The organism is Larkinella sp. C7, from assembly GCF_006149005.1.
In the GTDB taxonomy this organism is placed as follows: Bacteria; Bacteroidota; Bacteroidia; order Cytophagales; family Spirosomataceae; genus Larkinella.
In genome coordinates this window covers 207,286-227,599 of sequence record NZ_VBSL01000006.1, presented here as the reverse complement: position 1 = coordinate 227,599, position 20,314 = coordinate 207,286, and the positions used below count along the sequence as shown (strand labels likewise).

At 51.5% G+C, this 20,314-nt stretch carries 17 protein-coding genes and 1 tRNA gene; 8 read left to right on the top strand and 10 right to left on the bottom strand.

The window, feature by feature from the left end:
- Positions 1-30: 30 nt before the first annotated feature.
- Entirely contained in the window at positions 31-1,008 is a 978-nt protein-coding gene (locus FH871_RS17210; RefSeq protein ID WP_138992653.1) for an SIS domain-containing protein, read from the top strand.
- A gap of 98 nt (positions 1,009-1,106) precedes the next feature.
- On the opposite strand, the gene FH871_RS17205 is transcribed toward FH871_RS17210, so the two are convergent.
- Positions 1,107-1,580 (bottom strand): DUF4293 domain-containing protein, encoded by a 474-nt coding sequence (locus FH871_RS17205; RefSeq protein WP_138992652.1) that lies wholly within the window; start codon positions 1,578-1,580, stop codon positions 1,107-1,109.
- A 30-nt stretch (positions 1,581-1,610) separates the two neighbouring features.
- On the opposite strand from FH871_RS17205, the gene mnmD reads away from it, so the two are divergent.
- Positions 1,611-2,291: a tRNA (5-methylaminomethyl-2-thiouridine)(34)-methyltransferase MnmD gene (gene mnmD / locus FH871_RS17200; protein WP_138992651.1), complete on the top strand. Its 681-nt coding sequence runs from the start codon at positions 1,611-1,613 to the stop codon at positions 2,289-2,291.
- Positions 2,292-2,322: 31 nt separating this feature from the next.
- Here mnmD and FH871_RS17195 read toward each other — a convergent pair whose 3' ends face one another.
- From FH871_RS17195 to FH871_RS17175, 5 genes are all read right to left on the bottom strand, one after another.
- Positions 2,323-2,808, bottom strand: a complete 486-nt coding sequence (locus FH871_RS17195; RefSeq protein ID WP_138992650.1) for a GAF domain-containing protein — start codon at positions 2,806-2,808, stop codon at positions 2,323-2,325.
- 7 nt (positions 2,809-2,815) lie between these two features.
- Positions 2,816-3,313: a hypothetical protein gene (locus FH871_RS17190; RefSeq protein WP_138992649.1), complete on the bottom strand. Its 498-nt coding sequence runs from the start codon at positions 3,311-3,313 to the stop codon at positions 2,816-2,818.
- Between the two features lie 19 nt (positions 3,314-3,332).
- Positions 3,333-4,133, bottom strand: a complete 801-nt coding sequence (locus tag FH871_RS17185) for a (Fe-S)-binding protein (protein ID WP_138992648.1) — start codon at positions 4,131-4,133, stop codon at positions 3,333-3,335.
- A 6-nt stretch (positions 4,134-4,139) separates the two neighbouring features.
- Positions 4,140-5,414, bottom strand: a complete 1,275-nt coding sequence (locus tag FH871_RS17180) for a hypothetical protein (protein WP_138992647.1) — start codon at positions 5,412-5,414, stop codon at positions 4,140-4,142.
- 129 nt (positions 5,415-5,543) lie between these two features.
- Positions 5,544-6,884 carry a (Fe-S)-binding protein gene (locus FH871_RS17175; RefSeq protein WP_138992646.1) on the bottom strand — a complete coding sequence of 447 codons (1,341 nt, stop codon included), beginning with the start codon at positions 6,882-6,884 and terminating at the stop codon, positions 5,544-5,546.
- A 65-nt stretch (positions 6,885-6,949) separates the two neighbouring features.
- On the opposite strand from FH871_RS17175, the gene FH871_RS17170 reads away from it, so the two are divergent.
- A tRNA-Phe gene (locus FH871_RS17170) sits at positions 6,950-7,022 on the top strand.
- Between the two features lie 581 nt (positions 7,023-7,603).
- Here FH871_RS17170 and FH871_RS17160 read toward each other — a convergent pair.
- Positions 7,604-8,587 (bottom strand): glycoside hydrolase family 43 protein, encoded by a 984-nt coding sequence (locus FH871_RS17160; RefSeq protein ID WP_138992645.1) that lies wholly within the window; start codon positions 8,585-8,587, stop codon positions 7,604-7,606.
- 594 nt (positions 8,588-9,181) lie between these two features.
- On the opposite strand from FH871_RS17160, the gene FH871_RS17155 reads away from it, so the two are divergent.
- Complete coding sequence (locus FH871_RS17155) at positions 9,182-11,614, top strand: ABC transporter permease (protein WP_306439243.1); 2,433 nt, start codon at positions 9,182-9,184, stop codon at positions 11,612-11,614.
- Positions 11,615-11,704: 90 nt separating this feature from the next.
- Here the strand turns inward: FH871_RS17155 and FH871_RS17150 are convergent, their stop codons facing one another.
- A complete protein-coding gene (locus FH871_RS17150; RefSeq protein ID WP_229317352.1) occupies positions 11,705-12,565 on the bottom strand; it encodes an outer membrane beta-barrel protein in 861 nt (286 codons plus the stop codon).
- Positions 12,566-12,913: 348 nt separating this feature from the next.
- Between FH871_RS17150 and FH871_RS17145 the strand changes: the two genes are divergently transcribed.
- From FH871_RS17145 to tnpA, 3 genes are all read left to right on the top strand, one after another.
- A complete protein-coding gene (locus tag FH871_RS17145) occupies positions 12,914-13,435 on the top strand; it encodes a gluconate 2-dehydrogenase subunit 3 family protein (protein WP_138992643.1) in 522 nt (173 codons plus the stop codon).
- A gap of 13 nt (positions 13,436-13,448) precedes the next feature.
- Positions 13,449-15,167: a GMC oxidoreductase gene (locus FH871_RS17140; protein WP_138992642.1), complete on the top strand. Its 1,719-nt coding sequence runs from the start codon at positions 13,449-13,451 to the stop codon at positions 15,165-15,167.
- A 237-nt stretch (positions 15,168-15,404) separates the two neighbouring features.
- Positions 15,405-15,866, top strand: a complete 462-nt coding sequence (tnpA, locus tag FH871_RS17135; RefSeq protein ID WP_138992641.1) for an IS200/IS605 family transposase — start codon at positions 15,405-15,407, stop codon at positions 15,864-15,866.
- Between the two features lie 477 nt (positions 15,867-16,343).
- Here the strand turns inward: tnpA and FH871_RS17130 are convergent, their stop codons facing one another.
- Entirely contained in the window at positions 16,344-17,297 is a 954-nt protein-coding gene (locus FH871_RS17130) for an HNH endonuclease (RefSeq protein ID WP_138992640.1), read from the bottom strand.
- A 155-nt stretch (positions 17,298-17,452) separates the two neighbouring features.
- Positions 17,453-19,087, bottom strand: coding sequence for a carboxylesterase/lipase family protein (locus tag FH871_RS17125; protein WP_138992639.1), 1,635 nt, complete (start codon positions 19,085-19,087; stop codon positions 17,453-17,455).
- 163 nt (positions 19,088-19,250) lie between these two features.
- Between FH871_RS17125 and FH871_RS17120 the strand changes: the two genes are divergently transcribed.
- Positions 19,251-20,309, top strand: coding sequence for an alpha/beta hydrolase (locus FH871_RS17120; RefSeq protein WP_138992638.1), 1,059 nt, complete (start codon positions 19,251-19,253; stop codon positions 20,307-20,309).
- The last annotated feature ends 5 nt before the right edge of the window (positions 20,310-20,314 follow it).

The window sequence follows — 20,314 nt, the reverse complement described above, 5'->3', positions numbered from 1 at the left end:
TTAGTCAAAAACCGATTGACAAAAGCAACATTGAAATTAGTTAAAAAAAATATTCAGTCTACTGCCCGAAATGTGCTGCTGGCTGAGTCGGAAGCCATTCGGCAGGCGATGGACTGCATCGACGACCAATTTGAGCAAATCGTTGAAACGATTCTGCAAACTTCCGGCCGGGTCGTAGTCACCGGGATTGGAAAGAGTGCAATAATCGGACAAAAAATTGTTGCAACCCTCAATTCTACCGGCACTCCCTCGCTTTTTATGCACGCAGCCGACGCAATTCACGGCGACCTGGGAATGATTCAGGCCAACGATGTGGTGATCTGCATCTCCAAAAGTGGGAACACCCCCGAAATCAAAGTTCTGGTTCCGCTTTTAAAACGAACCGGTGCCAAACTAATCGCACTGGCTTCCCAAACCAGCTCCTATCTCTGCGTACAGGCCGATTTTGTTCTGAAAGCCTATGCCGAACACGAAGCCGACCCGCTCAATCTGGTTCCGACCACCAGCACCACCGTGGCCCTGGCCCTCGGCGATGCGCTGGCCGTTAGCCTCCTCAACGCCCGGGGATTTACCAGTCAGGACTTTGCCCGTTTCCACCCCGGCGGCTCATTGGGCAAAAAGCTGTACCTAAAAGTTAGTGATATTTATCCACATCACGAAATTCCGACCGTTCCTCTCAACGCGACGGTTCACGAAGTGATTATCGAGATGACCTCGAAACGGCTGGGAGCCACCGCCGTGACCGACGAAAACGGTCAACTGGCGGGTATTGTTACCGACGGTGATTTGCGACGGATGCTGAACCGTTTCAATACGCTGGACCTCGGACATTTGCGGGCCTCTGACATCATGACCCCTTCGCCCCTGTCCATCGACCCCGACGAATACGCCACGCACGCCCTCAAAATCATGCAGGATCGTAGCATTACGCAGTTGATTGTCGCCGTCGATAACCAAATCAAAGGCTTCATCCACCTCCACGATCTGCTGAAAGAAGGCTTGATTTAGTGATGAGTTAAGAATGAAGCGTTAAGACGGGCCGCCCGTGCGGTTGGCTGACGCATTCATTTTTAACTCTTCATTCTTAACTCATCACTCTTAACTCTCTAGCGCAGGCGGTTCGACTCCTGAACCAGCTTTTCGTCCCGGCGGATAAACCGGTTGGCCAACATATTGAAAATCAGGGCGGCTACGATGGCGAAAAAACCGTAGCGGAAATGGCCCTGATCATCCGGGTTGAAAAAATCCTTGCCTTTGTAGAGCGTCAGATACAGGACAAAACCCATCAGGGCGGTCAGCACAATGGCATTGATGGCACAAAGACCCATTTGCAGCAACCGGTTCCGGTATTTGAAAATGGTAAACAACGAAACACCGGCCACCACGAGCGACATAAGGGCGAGGTAATAAACCGGCGTAATTTGTGAGCTAATGCCTTGGGTATAGACCAACTGCCAGGCCGTCAGGCTGGCGGTTTCGGTGGGAACCGCCCCGGTTTTTTCCCAAATCGGGAAGCCCAGTAACACGGCCATGGAAACGACAATGAGGAACAGAAATATGGTTTGGATGCGTTGAAGCATAGTATTGAATTTTTGAGCTTGCGAAGATACATGAGGAATCCTGAAAAGAAAACAGAAACTCGTATCGTTCTAACCCACGACGGTTCTAGTTCGGCCTACAATTCGGAATTTAAACAGCATTATCACTCCGTTTTTGGTGCCTTGCAGGAATCTCAGCGGGTTTACATCGAACTGGGTTTATATGAAGCTTTCAAGCGGTTTGAACAGCTTAGCGTCTTTGAAATGGGTTTTGGGACGGGGTTGAATGCTCTTTTGACGCTGCTGGAAGCCGAAAAGTCACAGCGAATCGTTACCTATACGGCCGTTGAAACCCAACCGCTGTCGCTGGAGGAAGCCGGCCAGCTTAATTTCGATGCTTTGCTGGGCAGTCACCACCTGAATTCATTGCATGAAGCACCCTGGAACCGACCGGTCGCGATCACGCCTTTTTTTCAAGTCCTGAAACACGAAGGTCGTTTGGAGGATTTTCGAACCGAAAACCGGTTCAATCTGGTCTATTTTGACGCCTTCGCCCCGGAAGCGCAACCGGAACTCTGGACGCAGGCGGTTTTTGAACAACTGGCCACGATGCTGCACCCAGGTGGATTACTGACGACCTACTGCTCAAAAAGTTCGGTGAAGCGGAATCTGAGAGCCGCCGGTTTTTTGGTTGAGAAACACCGGGGGCCCGCCCACAAGCGGGATGTGTTGCGGGCGGTTAAACTCGCCTGAACGGACGGTTTTAAACGCGGCTGTTTTTTATTTATAAGAACGAGGTGATGAGCGCGGCTATTTTCTCCAGCTCCCGTACGTCCACCTCGCTGAAGTCGTTCAGTTGGTCGCTGTCAACGTCCAGCACCATCGCGACAGCACCGGTTTTGTCGAAAACCGGCACGACCACTTCCGACTTTGAAGCGGAACTGCATGCAATATGCCCTGGAAACAACTCGACATCCGGCACCAGAAGGGTTTCTTTCCGTGAATAACTGGCCCCGCAAACGCCTTTGTCAAACTGAATCCGGGTGCAGGCAATCGGTCCCTGAAAAGGCCCCAAAACCAATTGATTGCCTTTTGTGAGGTAAAAACCGACCCAGAAAAAACCGAAGGCTTCCTTTAAGGCCGCCGAAATATTCGCCAGATTGGCAATCAGATCCGGTTCACTGTCGGTCAGGGCCCGGAGTTGCGGCAGCAAACTTTTGTAGATTTCCTGACGGTGGGCGGTTTTCGGAAGTACCAGCGATTCGGCCATGATGCAATCAGACGGCTACGTTTTTGAAATACCGTTTCAGCCACGAATCGGCGGCTTTGATCTGCCAGTTATTGCGCAATTCCGCTTTGGTGGCCACGAGGTTATTGAAAACCGTGGTGTCGGGCGTCAGGCGTCCTTCAACGACGGCGGTTTTGATCTGCGGCAGGGCAACGGTTTCAATCGATCCATCAGCCGTTACAAAAGCCGCCGACCGGTCAAAAAAGTCGGTGTTGAGCGTCTGCCCGATTTCCCGCACCCAGCGAACGGACGAATCGATGGAGCAACCGCTCGGCAGGTGATGGCCTTCATCGACGGCAACGATCAAAAACCGGTTGTTCAGCAATTGGGCCGAACCCAGCAGCGGTGTTCCGTGAGCGGCCCAGCCATCGACGGCGGGTTGCAGATCGGTTTCAATGGCCGCCACTTCGGCGTCGGTCAGCGGGCGGGCCGACTGATAAACCCAGACGCGGGCCGTATCAGGAAGTTGGTTGAAGGAAATCCACATAGCGTTTTCAAATCTTACTTTACAAACTCTGCGCCTGCGCAACGAGTTCCGCGAGGTCGTAGACTTTGACCGAATCCTCCCGGTCTTTGTTCTTGATGCCGTCGGTCATCATCGTCATGCAAAACGGGCAGGCCACGGCAATGGTGTCGGCACCGGTCGAAAGGGCTTCTTCGGTGCGTTCCACGTTGATGTCTTTCCGGCCGGGTTCCGGTTCTTTGAAATACTGCGCTCCTCCGGCTCCACAGCACAGCCCTTTGGTACGGGAGCGTTTCATTTCCACCAGATCCGCATCCAGTGCCTGCAACACCTCGCGGGGCGCTTCGTAGACTTTATTGGCGCGACCCAGATAACACGAATCGTGGTACGTAATCCGACGGCCTTTAAACGCCCCTCCTCCTTTCAGCGTCACTTTGCCTTCGTTGATGAGTTGCTGCAAAAACTGCGAATGGTGGATCACTTCGTAGGTGCCACCCAGTTCCGGGTACTCATTTTTGAGCGTATTGAAACAATGCGGACAGGCCGTCACAATTTTTTTGATCCCGTAGCCGTCCATCACCTGAATGTTGGCCACGGCCTGCATCTGAAACAGGAATTCGTTGCCCGCCCGGCGTGCGGGGTCGCCCGTACAGGTTTCTTCCGTTCCCAAAACGGCGAATTTGATGCCGACGTGGTTCAGGATTTTGACGAAAGCGATGGTCACTTTTTTATACCGGTCGTCGAACGAACCGGCACAGCCCACCCAGAAAAGCACTTCCGGGGTTTCGCCTTTGGCGGCCAGGTCGGCCATCGTCGGCACCTGGTAGTTGGTTTCGGTGTTCATCGTTGGTTATCGGGTTATTGGAAACTCGGCCGGTGCATTGACGTGCTGAAATTGATTATGACTGATCATCTGGTAAAGGTGGTGCAGAAAATACACCAAACAGCCCATAATGGTCAACTCCATGGCGTATTCGATCAGGTTCGCCATCGACGTCAGATCGCTCCATTGGGTGAAAATCGGATTGCCCATCCGCCACCAGTACGAAGGCTGGATCACCACCAGCGCGTTGAACAGGATCAGCACCGCCACCTGCCGGCGGCTTCTAAGATCGACGGTATTGAGCAGCATCGGCATCAGAAAGATAAACGCGTAATTACTGAACGAGTTTTTATGGATAAACATCATAAAGCAAAAACACAGGGTCCACAAAACCGGTAAGGCTTTGGCATACGACATTCGCTGCTTCAATATCATGGCGCCCAGGGTGGTAACGACCACGGTCAAACCAACGCCCCCCCACAGCAACAGACTGGAATAGCTCCGAAAATCGCCGGTGAGCGGACTCAATACCGTCCAGAGATTGGGCGCGAAAGGCAGCTCGGCAATCGACATGGGCGTCGTGAATTTGGTTCCCACGAGCGCCACCAGAATTCCCAGCGCGGGCAAACCGGTGATGGCTAATCCGATAATGTAACGCACCGGTTTTTCGACCAGAAACAGCAGCGGAATGACCAGTAAAACCGGCAGGGCTTTGGTGAATATCAGGGCCAGGGCCAGCACCACGCCAATCCATAAACTGTCGCCCGTGCGTTGCCAGACCAACACAGACAGCGCCCCAAAGAGCCACATCCAGATGTCTTCCTGACCGCCCAACACACACAACACCATCGGGCCGACCAGCGTAAGATACGTCAGCATTCGCAGAAAAAGGCCCCGGATCTCGGTTCGGTAGGCGCGCCAGGTCAGCCAGAGTGCCACGCCTTCCATGAGGATCATCAGGAGGACAATCGCGTTCGGGCTATTCCAGAAAGGCAGCAACAGTGTGGTAACATACGGAAATAGCGGGCTGTAAGGCGTCCAGAAATCGCGATAGACCACTTTCCCCTGCATGGCATGGAGAGCGGCATCGTAGAAAACCGGGATGTCGGAACCCGATTTCTGGCCCATCAGAACATAGACGACGACAAACGGGATGATTCGCAGCAACACAAAAACCGTCAGCAAAATCGGCCCCTGCTGGCTCATGCTCACCTGATCAATCGTTTTTCGGAAACGCACGACCCCGATCGTCACCAACGAACCTGCCAACGCAATGGCTATTTTCAAAAAAAGTACGGACATACAAAAGTGGCAACGACCCCGGGAGTTGTTATCTCCTCCCTCATTTTAGTTAGGGAGTAAAAGTAGCCAGTTTTTTCAGGATGGCGCAGAGGCACCCCAAAAATCCAGCCGACGGCCAGTGTCCCTCGTCTACTGATTGACCTGATCGGCCCAGTTGAACCGGTCGCCGGGCGAAAATTTCCACGGAGCCATGTTGTTTTCAACGTTGCTGAACATGGCGTTCCACGAAGCTGGTGCCTGCGCTTCTTCCATAATTTTATACCGGCGGAGTTGCAGAATAATGTCCAGCGGATTGATGTTGACGGGGCATTCCTGCACACACGCCTGGCAAGTCGTACAGGCGTTGATTTCTTCGGCGGTAATGTAGTCGCCCAGCAACGTTTTGCCGTCGTCATGCTCGGGGCCGTTTTGCTGCCAGCCGCGCTGAATGTCCTCCAGCCGGTCGCGGGTGTCCATCATGATTTTGCGCGGAGACAGTTTTTTGCCGGTAATGTTGGCCGGACAGGCGGCTGTGCAGCGTCCGCATTCCGTACAACTGTAAGCGTCCATCAGGTTTTTCCACGTCAGATCCCGTACGTCTCTGGCCCCAAACCGCCCGGGTTCGGCCGGGGCTTCGTTCGGATCGGCCTGAGCGATGCCGAGCGCCAGTTGTACCTCCTTCGTGATGTCGGCCATGTTCTTCATTTCGCCTTTGGGTTTCAGGTCGGAGAAGTACGTGTTCGGGAAAGCCAGCACAATGTGCAGGTGTTTGGAGTAGGTCAGGTACACCGCAAAAAAGAGAATGCCCAGAATGTGGAACCACCACGTAAACCGCTCGCAAGCCACCAGTGCCGCGTCGCTCCAGTTGGCAAACAACGGCATCAGAAACTGGCTGACGACAAACGTGCCGACGTTGCTCAACTCGCCATAATGCCCCACTTCGCGCTCGCGCAAAACGCTGTCCGACGCATTCCAGGTCAGGAAAGCCGTCATGAGCAGAATTTCAAGAATAAGGATCAAGGCCGCGTCGGTGCGGGGCCATCGGGTCATTTCGCGGTGCCGTTCCGGCTGGAAACGTGGCACTTTCGTCACAAACCGCCGGATCAGAAAAACCACGCAGACGATCCAGACACCCAGTGCCAGAATTTCGAATGTATTGATCAGGAACGGATAAACCGCTCCGGTGTAGGGTGCAAACAGCCGGTGGGTGCCCAGAATTCCATCGAGCACAATTTCCAGTACCTCGATGTTGACAATAACAAAGCCGACATAAATGACGAAGTGCATGAGCCCGACGGTGAGGTTGGTCATCATTTTTTTCTGTCCGAAAGCCACGCGCAGCATGATGGAAAACCGCTCATTGGGCCGGTCGGTGCGGTTTTCCGGTTTCCCGAGCTGAATGGCGCGCCGGATCAGTCCAGCGCGTCGGATGAGAAACCAGGCCGCCGTTGCCAGGGCCGCTACAAATAAAATCTGCTGAAGAATTGCCATACTATTTGGTATAAAAGAAAAAAGCTATACATTTGCACCCACAAAAATTGCTACCGACAATACCTGGTGATGTAGCTCAGTCGGTAGAGCAAAGGACTGAAAATCCTTGTGTCGGCGGTTCGATTCCGTCCATCACCACCTCCAAATCAGGCAGTTACGACGAAATGTTGTAGCTGCCTTTTTCTTTTCGTAAACAATATTGTGACGCGCTCATAGTAGCTTTTTCTCTTTGAAGTTAAACGGCGGCAATTTGAAGAAAAGTTGTAAAAGAAAATGATCTTACAAGACCTTTTCTTTCGGACACGATTTCTGCTAGTTGCATAGATTCCGTCATTGTGATGACAATCTGTGGGTTAAACATTTTCAGGGTAAGTTTATAGTATTATTTTGCGATAAAAAGACCGATAGAAGTTATTTGCCTTGAAGATGCCGCATTTTACACTTTGGTTGAGCAGGTTGTCACCAGGCTCAAGGAAAAAAACGGCGGAGAGAAAGATAAGTGGGTAGCTGATGAAGAGGCCATGCGGCTTCTCAACATCAAATTGGGTGTAAGGCCGAAAAAGTGTAGTATTTAGTGAAAAAAAACAGGGAACACCATAAGGAATGTGAGGACGGTCGAAGATTTAAATCTTGTTCAAGAATCTTTTTTTTCAGACATAAAGCTCATCTTTCAGTAGAAAATAGCACTTGCCTAGCTGGTCGAAACGACAGAAAAATTCTTATTTTTCAGCCAGTACAGGTACAATTACCGCATCTCCTTTTACACTAAACGTATAAACGCTGGCTTTTTTATCCCATTGTTTTACGACCGGCACGATGCGGGTCCTGCGCGGGCTTACTTTGTCGGATGCGTTGTGAATGTGGTATACGTAATACAATTGCTTGTCTAATCCTTCAAACAGGTCACCATGACCAGATCCGTTCTCGCCAACGATAGAGCGATGCACGATGGGGTTATGCTTATATTTTACCCAAGGCCCGTAGGGCGAATCGGCCACGGCATAGCCAATCGCATAATCGATGTTCTGGAAATGGTTGGCCGAATAAAACAGGTAATATTTATTTTTTAATTTGATAACGGTAGGACCCTCCATAATGGGTGCTGATTTATAGTTGGGCGTGGCCTCCCAGGGCTCCGTTTGGTCAAAACATCGTTTCAGGGTTTGGGGATTTATCTTGCCGGTTTTCATATCAAACTCGGCTACATACAGGTAATTGCCTTTATTGAAACGGACGCAGTAGAAGTAATACTTACCGTCGGTATCCTTGAAAATATAGGAATCGATGTTTTTCTCAGACCCATCGATAGGCCCAACTTCTTTTTGTCTGTAGGGGCCCAATAACGATTTTGATTCCGCCACTACGGTTTGCTCATCAGCCGTATAGGTAAGATAATACGTACCCTTCTCTTTGACTATTTGTGGTGCCCAAAAGCCCCTGGTGCCGAAGGTGTGGTCACCTTTGGTCAGGATCATACCCAGTGAATCGTTTGACTGAGCAGGTACTGTCCATGTTTTGAGATCCTTTGACTCTAAAAAGGCAAATCCCTGTGGACCACCGCTCCCACCTTTAGATCCGGTAAGGTAGTATTTGCCTCCTTCAACATAAATAGTTACATCGGCAAAAAAAATCTCTCGCTTTGCCTGTGCCGATGCGTGCAATGCAGAGAATAAAAGGATTAAATAGAGCAGAATTGATTTCATTTTTTCAGGTTATAATGAATTATTGTATTGATTGTTGTATCGGGTAAAATTAGGTGTACCTCCTCTAAAAGCCGCTGCCATAGCCTATCTAACCGTCAGTTAACATACTCGATTGCGGGAGCAAAAATCCTCCAGACAGATCGGCCAGTCATCATCCAGAGAATGGCGGCTATCAAAACATTCAATGATCAGGCGCACTTGCCGATACATAGCCAGCCAAGTTGGACGGAAGATGCTATCACTGAAAGATTTCTTGCTGAAATACGATCGAAAAAACCTACCAGGATTGTCTTTTGGTAGTTCCATTTTCAGCAACACGCTTCTTCTTTTCAAGGCTTTTCCCTGTCAATAAAGGCGGGATTTCCCACAATTATTCGCCCCACTTTTTGCCGGGTTTACATCATTTTTTCATTCAGCTTCAACTACTTTCGTATGCTTGCCGCACGAAACGATTGCATCGCGGAATAACGCCTGAAAAGATGAAAACCGGGCATTAAATGCAATGCCTAAACAGCATGAAGACCCCAATTTGTTAACCTTTTTACCAGCTGGATCATGATCGGAAGCTACCTCAAAACATCGGGGCGCGGCCTAATGCGCAACAAACTCTTCTCATTCATCAATATGGTTGGCCTGGCCATCAGCATGTCCGTCGGATTGTTGCTGATCGCGTTCGTGCTCGACCTGCATTCATACGACCGGTTCCATAAGAACGGGGAAAGAATCTATCGCATTACCAGCATAGTGACTGAAAATCGTGGACAAAGCCGTCCGCGGCCCGGCCAATCGTGGTCCGGAGACAAGTTTGCAACCGCATCCATAAAAACCGGAAAGCTGATCCGGCAGAAAGTGACCGGCATCGACGAAGTGGCGATTGTGCACAACGACTTTTCGCAGGACGCGAAGATTGGCTCCGCTATGGTTCCTATCAAGGGCTTCTGGGCAGATCCCTCACTGTTCAAGGTCTTTACATTTCCGATGCGGGAAGGCAATCCCGAAACGGCGCTGAAAAATCCTTACTCGATCGTTCTGACGGAGACGGCAGCAAAAAAGTTATTCGGCAACCAATCGGCGCTTGGCAAAGCCATCCGGTTCGATACACTCGACTACCAGGTGACCGGTGTTATGAAGGACGTTCCCTTCTTTTCGCACATCAACTTCGAAGCGTTGGTATCGCTGTCGACGGCCGAGCAACTCAACAGAAACAACGACAGCTTCTATAACTGGGCAAACATGTCGTCGAACTACGTATACCTCCGGCTGGCTCCAACTGCCGACCCGGCTTCCATCCAGTCGCAGCTCGACGCCCTTGCAAAGGAGGAAAACCGCGCCGAAAAAAAGACAACGATTCAACTTGAGTTGCTTCCTTTATACCGGATTGTAGTCGGAGAGTCGCTCAGTCGCTCCGAAGGAGGGCCTGGCTCCCTGGGCCCCCACATGCCTCCGGTGGTGCTTTGGATACTCGGCGGGCTGGCTCTCGTAGTGATCCTGTCGGCGTGTTTCAACTACACCAACCTGTCGATGGCACGAGCCCTGCGACGCTTTAAGGAAGTAGGTATTCGCAAAGCGATTGGTGCCGGAAAGAGCCAGGTATGGCAACAGTTTCTGGTGGAAGCGATCCTGATCTCCCTGGCAGCCCTTCTTCTTTCCTTCTTTATCTTTCTCGTCTTGCGGCCGCTGCTGATCAACCTGGCTCCTGAGATGCAGGCCACGGTGAAGCTCGAGCTCACTCCTTCGATGATCGTAGCTTTTATGGTCTTTTCAATTCTCGTTGGTGTGATTGCCGGTTTCATGCCCGCCCTATTCTTTTCGAAAGTCAGCGCAATCAATGCGCTCAGGAATGTGGCCTCGGTGAAAGTATTGAAACACGCAACAGTCCGGGCCGCGCTTGGTCGACGCGCTTTGGTGGTGATTCAATACACGCTCACCCTGATCTTTATCACAACAACCGCCGTTGGCTATGTGCAGTATAAAAATATATTGGCATTCGACCTGGGATTCAACACGGAAAACATCCTGAACATTACGATGCAGGGAAATAAACCCGATGGGTTTCTGAAAGAACTGAGCGAGATGCCGGAAGTAACCGCAGTGTCCCGGTCGTTAATCATTACCAGCGTTGGGAATGCCTGGGGCGGTTTTATGAAATACAATGATTCGCGTGACTCTGCCTTGATCATGACCAACCACGTTGACGAAAACTACTTGTCGCTGCATGAATACAAGCTCATTGCCGGGGGAAATTTCAAGGCACGACCCACCACAGCCGAAGCCGTCACGGAAGTGATCGTAAACCAGCAACTGCTAAAACGATTCAACATAGCTAACAACGACCCCGAGAAAGCAATCGGGAAAGAGATCACATTTACCAGTTTCAAATTGCATGGACGCAGGATGACCATTGTTGGCGTGATGAAAGATTTTCACTACGGCAAGGTCGACAACCTCGTCGGACCGGTAGCCTTCATGCCCTGGACACCTGAAGACCGGGCAGTCATTAATGTTAAAATACAAAGCACTGATCTGCTGGCGACCAGGGCCAGAATCGAGTCCGCCTGGAAGAAATTCGATCGGGTTCATCCTTTTCAGGCTGAATTTTATGACGAAGCCATAGAAGATGCCTACAACGAATTTTCCATCCTGATCAAGATCATCGGTTTTCTTTCATTCCTCGCCATTTCGATCGCATCAATGGGTTTGTTCGGGATGGTGGCCTATACAACCGAAACCAGGCTGAAGGAGATCAGCATCCGCAAAGTGATGGGCGCCACTTCCGGCAACCTGGTCTACTTGTTGAGCCGTGGTTTTCTCCTAATGCTGTCCATATCGGCTCTCATTGCGCTGCCCGTAACGTACTTTTTCTTCGAGAATGTTGTACTCACCAATTTCCCGTATCACACCCCCGTGCAAATCGTCGAGCTATTCGTCGGCTTGCTGGCGGTTTTGCTGATTGCTTTCATCATGATCGGATCACAGACGATGAAGGCGGCAAGGCGTAACCCGGCGAAAGTGCTGAGGAGTGAATAAAAGAAAAACCACGATCCTACCCCACAAAAAAATAACCTAAAGCGCCCCTTTCGGCACACTTTAGGTTACAGAAAAAAGTTGCTCGTTTACTTAAAAGCGGAAACCGAGGTTAACAGCAAACGTCCGGCGCTTGGCATCGGCATCATCGAATACATTCTGAAAACCGTGGTTATACACCGCATCCAGCGTCAATGGGCCCAGGTTGATACCCGCTCCCAGCAGACCATTCAGGATCGTGCGATTCAGATCGTCTTTCTCCAACTGAAAATTGTTGTCGCCAATGGCCACCAGCGAAGACAGTTCAGCCCCTGCCTGAACCCGCAAGCCCAGTGCGCTGCCAATGCGCAGACCGACATAGGCCGGAATCGCCAGAAAATGCTGGTCAATTTTGCCACGAACTTCACCGGAAACCGATCCCGGCGTAGTGCCCTGACCCGTCCGGATCAAATCGGTGGTTGAATTCCGGTATTCAAGGCCAATTTGTCCAAAAACCGTTCCGCCCGTACGACCGTACAAGCCGGCCTGCCAACCAACCCGGTAGGCGTCGGAGGGGATGGGTTCGTTCATAAAACGGGAAAAGTTCACCCCCGCATAGATTCCGAATTTACCATCTTTTCCCGCCGGTCTGTCCGCCTTATTCCGGTTGTTGCGACTCATCTGGTCGTCCGTCGATGAAGTGGTCGTCGTGGTCGTGGTCACGGTATTGGCACTGTTCGCAGCGGGGGCGGGCGTCGTTGAGTAGGTCGTACCCGTTGTCTGCGTTGCATTATTGTCCGTCGACACGGTGCTTGGCGTCGTAGAATAGGTCGTACCAGTCGCACTGGTCGTGTCGGTTGCGGGTGCGCTATAGGTCGATGTGCTCGTTGTAGACGTCGTGTTGGTAGTGTTCTGACCAATCGCCAGTTGCGCCCCCAAAAGGCAGCTTGCCATTAATGTGAATTGTGCTTTCATAACGGTTTGGATAACGTTGATTAATAGTAGGTGCAATATTCATTGCGCCTAATTAAACCGTCTTCGCATCAACAATGTTTTTCTACCTACACTTTAACCCGCAAATCCGGCTAAGCCCATCAACACAATTCACTCAAAATCAGTTACTTATATATAATGACATTGTTTTGGTAAAAAAAATTACAGGGTAAAATTTGTACAAGACACTCGCTTTGCCGGGTCAAACGTTCTTTTTATTAAATAAACCACCCGGTGTTCGGCCCCGAAGACAAAGCCGGTATCAGAAAATCCGGCGCAGTTCTGATTCCCGAAAAGGTTTAATACTTTTGTTCCATAAACCCCTACTTCATGAAACGACGTACCGCCTTAAAAAGCCTGATGATGGCAACCGGGAGTCTGGTGACACTACCCGCCTGGGCTACCGGCTGGACGCCCGAAACCGTTGGTCAGACCACGTTTGCATCCCGCGCCGAAGAAACGATGCTGGCCGAACTGGTCGAGACATTCATTCCCGAAACCACCACGCCCGGCGCCAAATCCCTGAAAGTGCATCAGTTCGTCATGCGCATGATTACCGATTGTTACGATCAAACAGCGCAGGAACTCTTGAAGACCGGCCTGGCCAAAACCGACCAGTTTGCCCAGCAGACGTACAGCAAACCGTTTACGGCCTGCGATGCCACCCAACGCACTGACCTCCTGCGTCAACTCAGCGCGGCTGTCGAGCCGGAAACGCAACAATTCACCAATCTGATCAAAGGCCTGACCATTCGGGGGTATACCAACTCGGAATATTACCTCGTCAACGTCCGGAAATACGTCATGGCACCCGGTTTTTACCACGGCTGCGTGGACCTTATCAACAACTGACCCTTCCTCTCCTATGTCATACTTCAATATCGATTCGGTAAAAGACCGCACCTACGATGCCATTGTCATCGGCTCCGGCATCAGTGGCGGCTGGGCGGCCAAAGAACTGTGCGATAAAGGCCTGCGCACGCTGGTGCTGGAACGCGGCCGCGACGTCAAACACGTGACCGACTACCCCACCACGATGATGAATCCGTGGGAATTTGAACACGCGGGCCAAATTCCGAAGGCGCTGAAAGACGCCAATCCGATTGCCAGCCGCTGCTACGCCTTCAACGAAGACGCGGCCCATTTTTTCGTCAAAGACGCCGAACATCCGTACGTTCAGGAAAAACCGTTCGACTGGATTCGGGGCTATCAGGTCGGCGGGAAGTCGCTGATGTGGGCGCGCGGCACCCAACGCTGGTCGCAGTATGATTTCGAAGGTCCCGCCCGCGACGGTTTTGCGGTGGAATGGCCCATCAGCTATGCCGACATCGCGCCCTGGTACAGCCACGTCGAGCGGTTTATCGGGGTAGCTGGCAACAAAGACGGCCTGGCGCAATTACCGGACGGCGAATTCCTGCCTCCCCACGAGCAGTCGTGTGTGGAAAAACACTTCACCGATCAGATGGCGACGCATTATAAAGGCGCGCGACCCATCATCATCGGCCGCTGTGCGCACCTGACCCAACCCAAAGAAATTCACTTGAAGCAGGGACGCGGACAGTGCCAGAACCGGAACCTTTGCCAGCGGGGTTGTCCTTTCGGCGGGTATTTCAGCAGCAACTCGTCCACACTGCCCTGGGCCGCCAAAACCGGCAAAATGACGCTACGGCCCGATTCCGTCGTCCATTCGATTCTGGTCGACGGCAAGAAGAACAAGGCGACGGGCGTGCGCGTGATTGACGCCAACACCAAACAGGAGACGGAATATTTTGCCAAAATCATCTTCGTCAACGCGGCTTGTCTGAACTCCAACCTGATTCTGCTGAATTCCAAATCCAGCCGGTTTCCGAACGGTTTGGGAAATGACAACGGTTTATTGGGCAAATACATGGCTTTCCACAATTTCCGAACAACCATTTCGGCCGAATACGAAGGCTTGCTCGACAAAACCACCGACGGTATCCGGCCCAACGGCAGCTACATTCCGCGTTTCCGCAACGTCTTCAAGCAGGAAACTGACTTTCTGCGGGGCTATGCCGCCGGTTTCAGCGGCAGCCGGATTACCAGCAACGACACCGCCGGTATTGGCGAAGAACTGAAGGCGAGCCTGTTCAACCGGAAATACGGCAACTGGCGCGTGGGTTCGCACATGATGGGCGAGACCATTCCCAAAGAAGAGAGTTTTGTGGCCCTGGATTCGGAGTTGAAAGACGCCTGGGGCATTCCGCAACTGCGGGTGTCGGTGGGCTACGACGACAACGACGAAAAGATGATCCGGGATTTCCACGAGCAAATGACCGAAATGCTGACGCTGGCCGGTTTCACCAACATCCAGACCCACGACAAACCCGACAAAGCCCCCGGGCTCGACATCCACGAAATGGGCGGTGTGCGGATGGGCAAAGACCCCAAAACGTCGCTCCTCAACAAGTGGAACCAGTTTCACACCTGCAAGAACGTCTTCGTCACCGACGGTGCCTGCATGACCTCCACCTCCACCCAAAATCCGTCGCTGACCTTTATGGCCATCACGGCGCGGGCGGCCAATCATGCAGTGAGTGAGTTGAAGAAGGGAAATTTGTAGGAAAAAAGGGTGGTAAGCTAACGATTAGCCTACCACCCTTTTTTTATAGATAAATGTTTGTTCAAACATATTCAGTATATTATAGAGATCCAAAGCGTCTATAGAAATAACAGATCAATCATTTGACCATCCCGTAAGGATACAACAGCCGAAGGCGTCGGTAGAAACAATCGCCCTGCTCCTCACGGTGTCCCGTAGGGACAAAACCTTCCTTCAAAACGAACAACCCACACCACCATGCCAAACACCTACACCCAAATTCACCTGCATCTGGTCTTTGCGTTGAAACACCGAACCGCCGTCATTTCGCCATCGTGGAAATACAAACTGTACCATTATATGACGGGCATCATCCACAACCATACACACAAACTCCTCGCGATCAACGGCATGCCGGATCACATTCACCTGTTAATGGGAATGCGCCCGACTCAATCACTTTCCAATTTGATGCAGCAACTCAAACAGGACTCGTCAAAATGGATCAATGAAAACCGCCTGACGGCCAACCGTTTTGCCTGGCAGGAAGGCTACGGCGCATTTTCATACGGCAAGAGCCAGCTACCCGCCGTCATTCATTACATTGAAAACCAGGAAGAACACCACCGAACCCGAACATTTCTAGACGAATACCGCCGTTTTTTAGATGCGTTTGACGTCGACTATGACGAACGGTATTTGTTTAAGCCGCTGGAATGAGAATTCGCCTAATATTAATAAACAAGAACGAGCCAAACCATTCATGCCGTAGGGGTTCAACAGCGCAGCGTCGGTAGCAACAACGATCTTCCCAACGCTCCCGCGTGCCGTGAGGCACGCAATAATTCCCATCAAACCTCCGGTTGTGTACCTGACGGCACACGGGGAGGGCAGGGAACAACCGAATCGGCTACCGACGCTGCGCTGTTCAGCGCCTGACGGCGCAAAAAAGTGGCACAACAGTCCCGGCTTTTCGATAGATCTGTCTTGCCATGATTTACCTCGACAACAACGCCACGACGCGGATTGCCCCTAAACGTTCTGCGATTCTCGACGAAACACCTCATGGAAGACATGCCCTGCACTATTCAAACAACCAAACGAAAAATTGACAAATTTGGAGGTTTACAGTATGCCCGGGAGGATGCTTTTAATTACGTCTAAAAAAAAGACGGACAGCTCGGGTCATTTGATTGGTCATCGCCTAAACCGTTCCCTCATATGCCACCCAAAATGCGCCCTCTTCGGATAATGAACTTCCCCAAATGGCAACTGCAACGGTTTTCCATGAAACTGCCGCAGGTTATACGGGCTTTTCTGATTTTCAGCAAGTAACGGAGAGACTTGAACTCTCAAGTCTTCGTCCACGCCAATCATCCCTCTGTCAAAAGCCGTATGTAGATTCGGGCAGAGGGCAATTCCATTCGTGACTTTATCATCACCGGAAATGCTGATCGGCACAATATGACAGGCTTCTACCAGCGAAGATCCATCTACGGCAATTACTTTCATTCCTGAAATAGCGCAGGTGAAATCATATACTTTTGGTACTAATCTTTTAAACAAACCACCCCGGACAAAACGCGTTTCTTCGTCTTCAACTGGCTGAAAAGCCGGATAAATCGTTTCTTTTTCATTTAACAGATCCGATTCCAAATCCTGCAAGTAGCTCCGCCCCTCGTTTTTGATGTGCAGAAATGCCGGTTTAGTATCGCCAAAATAAGTGTCGAGAAGTACTTGTTTTAGTTGGAAATGAGCATCACTGATCAGCAGATTAAATAAATCATCGGCCAGAAAAGCATACTCCAGTCGGTCATTTAAGGTTTGAACACTACTAATATACGTGTCAATCTGAAAACCCGGTTTTGCTTTCAGAAACCAGAAACCTTCACTCTGAAGGTAATAAAATGGTTGTGTGAAGTCATCTTTATGGGCGGTCTTAACCAAAAGAGCAAAGTTTTCCTTAAATGTCGCAACGAGTTCAGGCGTGATAAGCAGGCGGTTCTGGGTGATAAGTTGTTTTTCAATGAGTTCGATTATAGTCAACAGAAAAACCGGCTTGTGTGGCGCTTTGCCATACCGTGTTCCTCCTTGCTTCAACTTTTGAAAGGCGCGAATGTATTTTCTAAGAATAGACGATTCAGGAATCATAAGTTCATAATCTACAGATCTTAGCGCGAAAAGCCCAAAACCTGTAAGATCTTAAAGTCCTTGCAAGTTTCTAAACTCCCCTAACCCTTTCCCAAAAAACAGGGGGCAGTTCCCAAAGAACCGCCCCCGCTTCTACCCAATAACAATCCCGAAATCTACTGCTTTGTATAATATGGATCGAGAAACAGATACCGCGCCCGGTTTTTCTCCGTCTCCAGGCGGGTGTTCACGTCGATTTGCATAAACTGAACGCTGTTGCCGCTGTTGATGGCGGGCCAGTTGGGTAAACCGGAACCGTTCGGATTCCCGGTTTTAACGAAATTGGCGAAATACTTCTGCATCACCTCAGAAACTTTGTAGTCATCGGGAGTCCAGGCGTAAACCTTGTTTTTCGGCAGGTTCCCCATCGCATACTCGATTTCGGCGGAGTGGACGGCCCCCCGTGCGGGCGGTACTTTCACGGCGTTGGCATCCGTCGATTTCACGACACCGCCCGCCAGACCGGGAGCGGCATTGCCCATTTCGGGCACCATCGCCGGGCGCGGACGTGAATAATAATACCGGTACACTGGTTTGCCACCACCGGTTTTGCTCTGCAAATCCGCCCATTTCCAGGTGCTGTAGGCCAGAAAACGATCACCCGCCAGCGCCGTCGCCGATTCCAGCACTTCTTCTTCCGTCGAACCCGGATACAGTTTCAACACCTCCTCGGCGCGGTCGTTGTAGAGTCGTTTCACGGCATTGGCGTAGCCTTCGGGCGTCGGTTTTTCCTGTCCCAATACCGCCCGGGCGTTCATCTCCTCCGAATTCCAGCCCGCCAGCAACGGCACCTGCGCCTGTTCGCCAGCGGTAAAAATTTCCATCGGCGGTTTCGGGAAGAAATACCCGTCCACCGTCGCACTAAACCGGGGGGTGCCGGGTTTGCCCGTGGCTTCGAGCAGTTTTTCCGCCGGCATGGCCCGTAAATCCGCTAAGGAGCTGGCGCCTACGCCCTTCGCAAAAGCCGCTCCCGCTTCTTCTCCTTTCGCCAGCGGAACGGGTGGCAACCCACCCAGCAAGGAACCGCTTTCGCCAATGGCTCCGGCAATCAGGCCTTTCGACAGGGGCGATGCCATCAGGCCGCTCACCGCAATCGACCCTGCCGACTCTCCGGCAATGGTCACCCGCTTGGGATCACCGCCAAAAGCCGCAATATTTTGCTGCACCCAGCGCAAAGCCGCAGCCATGTCCAGGTACGCATAATTGCCCGACGATTGATGGGCCGACTCCTTCGTCAACTCGGGATGCGCCATAAAACCAAACACATCGAGCCGGTAGTTGACCGTAAGGGCCACCATGCCCTTGGTTGCCATGCTCTCACCATCGTAACGACCTTCGGAGCCGTCACCCGCAATAAAACCGCCCCCGTAGAAATACACCAGAACCGGCAGTTTCTCCTTGTCCGACTTCGCGGGCGTCCACACGTTCAGGTACAGGCAATCCTCACTCATGCCATTCGACCGGAATCCCATATCCCCAAAAACCGCGCGTTGCATGGCCCGGGGACCAAACTGATTGGTTTTTCGGACGCCCTGCCAGTTTTTGACGGGCTGCGGTTCTTTCCAGCGTAGCTCACCCACCGGCGGCTGGGCAAACGGAATGCCTTTAAAAGCCCGGATTCCAGTGGGTTCGGTGATGCCTTCGACTACGCCGTTGGCGGTTTTGGCTTGCGGGGGCGTCTTGTTCAATTGCGCATTCGCCATCTCGGCTACCTGAATCGTCAATACTGTCAGGATTAAAAGGGTTTTCATAGTCTTTTGTTTCGTATAAAATGAGAACTTGCAAAGCATCCATCAAAAGCTCACGACTTAGGAATAAGCGAATCTTTTATTGTCTCATTTTGCGAACAATAATAGAGATTTACCCTAACCTTTACAACGGCAGGGCGTAAAGACCTTGATTAGATAACCCTGCATGGCTTCCATCCGCTTTGAACTCTCCACGACTGACGACGACCGACCGGTATTTATTTCCGGCCCCTTTTGCCAGTGGTATCCGGATGTAGAACGATTTCAACTAGAGAAAACCGGGCCAGGAAAGTATTGTATTGAACTGCCGGCCGGGATTGTTCCGCTGGAATACAAATACACGCGCGGAAGCTGGGATTCGGTGGAACTGAGCGCGGCTGGCGAAGGCGTTCCGAACCGGGTTTCCCGTCGCCAGATCGGCACCCGCCGGGATGTGGTTCCGCACTGGCGGTGGTTTGGTTTTCCCTTCAATCCGGCCTTTTTGCCCCAAATTAGCCTGGTCAGCGATGCCTTTGACGCGCCACAAATCAATACGACGCGCCGGATTCGGGTGTTATTGCCCCACGATTATGACGCTTCCAGCGCCCGTTACCCGGTTTTGTATTTGAACGACGGGCAAAATCTGTTTGGCGAAGGTTCATCGTTTGGCAACTGGACCATCGATCAGAAACTGGCGATTCTGGCGCACCGGCATCATCACAAAATCATCATCGTCGCCATCGACCACGGTGACAGCGAACGTGTTGCGGAATTTCTGCCCTACAACACCCGGCTCGCTGACGGCAAAGGGCATCATTATCTCGACTTCATCGTTCATGCGCTAAAACCGCACATCGACGCCCAGTATCGTACTCTGTCCGACCGAATCCACACCAGCATCGGTGGCAGTTCGATGGGTGGTTTGATCAGTGTGTATGCCGGTTTATGGCATCCTTCAACCTTCGGAAAGCTGCTGGTTTTCTCGCCTTCACTCTGGGCGGCTCCCAAAGTGTATGCCGATGCGCTGCGGTTTTACCATCCTGAACCGACGAAAGTATATCTCTATGGCGGCAAGAAGGAGTCGGCTTACATGGTTCCGGCTCTGCAGCGTTTGCAGGAATCCCTGCTGCGGCAAAAGAGCCACCCAAACCTGAAAATCCACCTGTCCATCGATCCGAATGGAAAACACACCGAAAGCCGCTGGGGCCGGGAATTTCCACAGGCCGTAGAATGGTTGTTTTTTTGATCGTT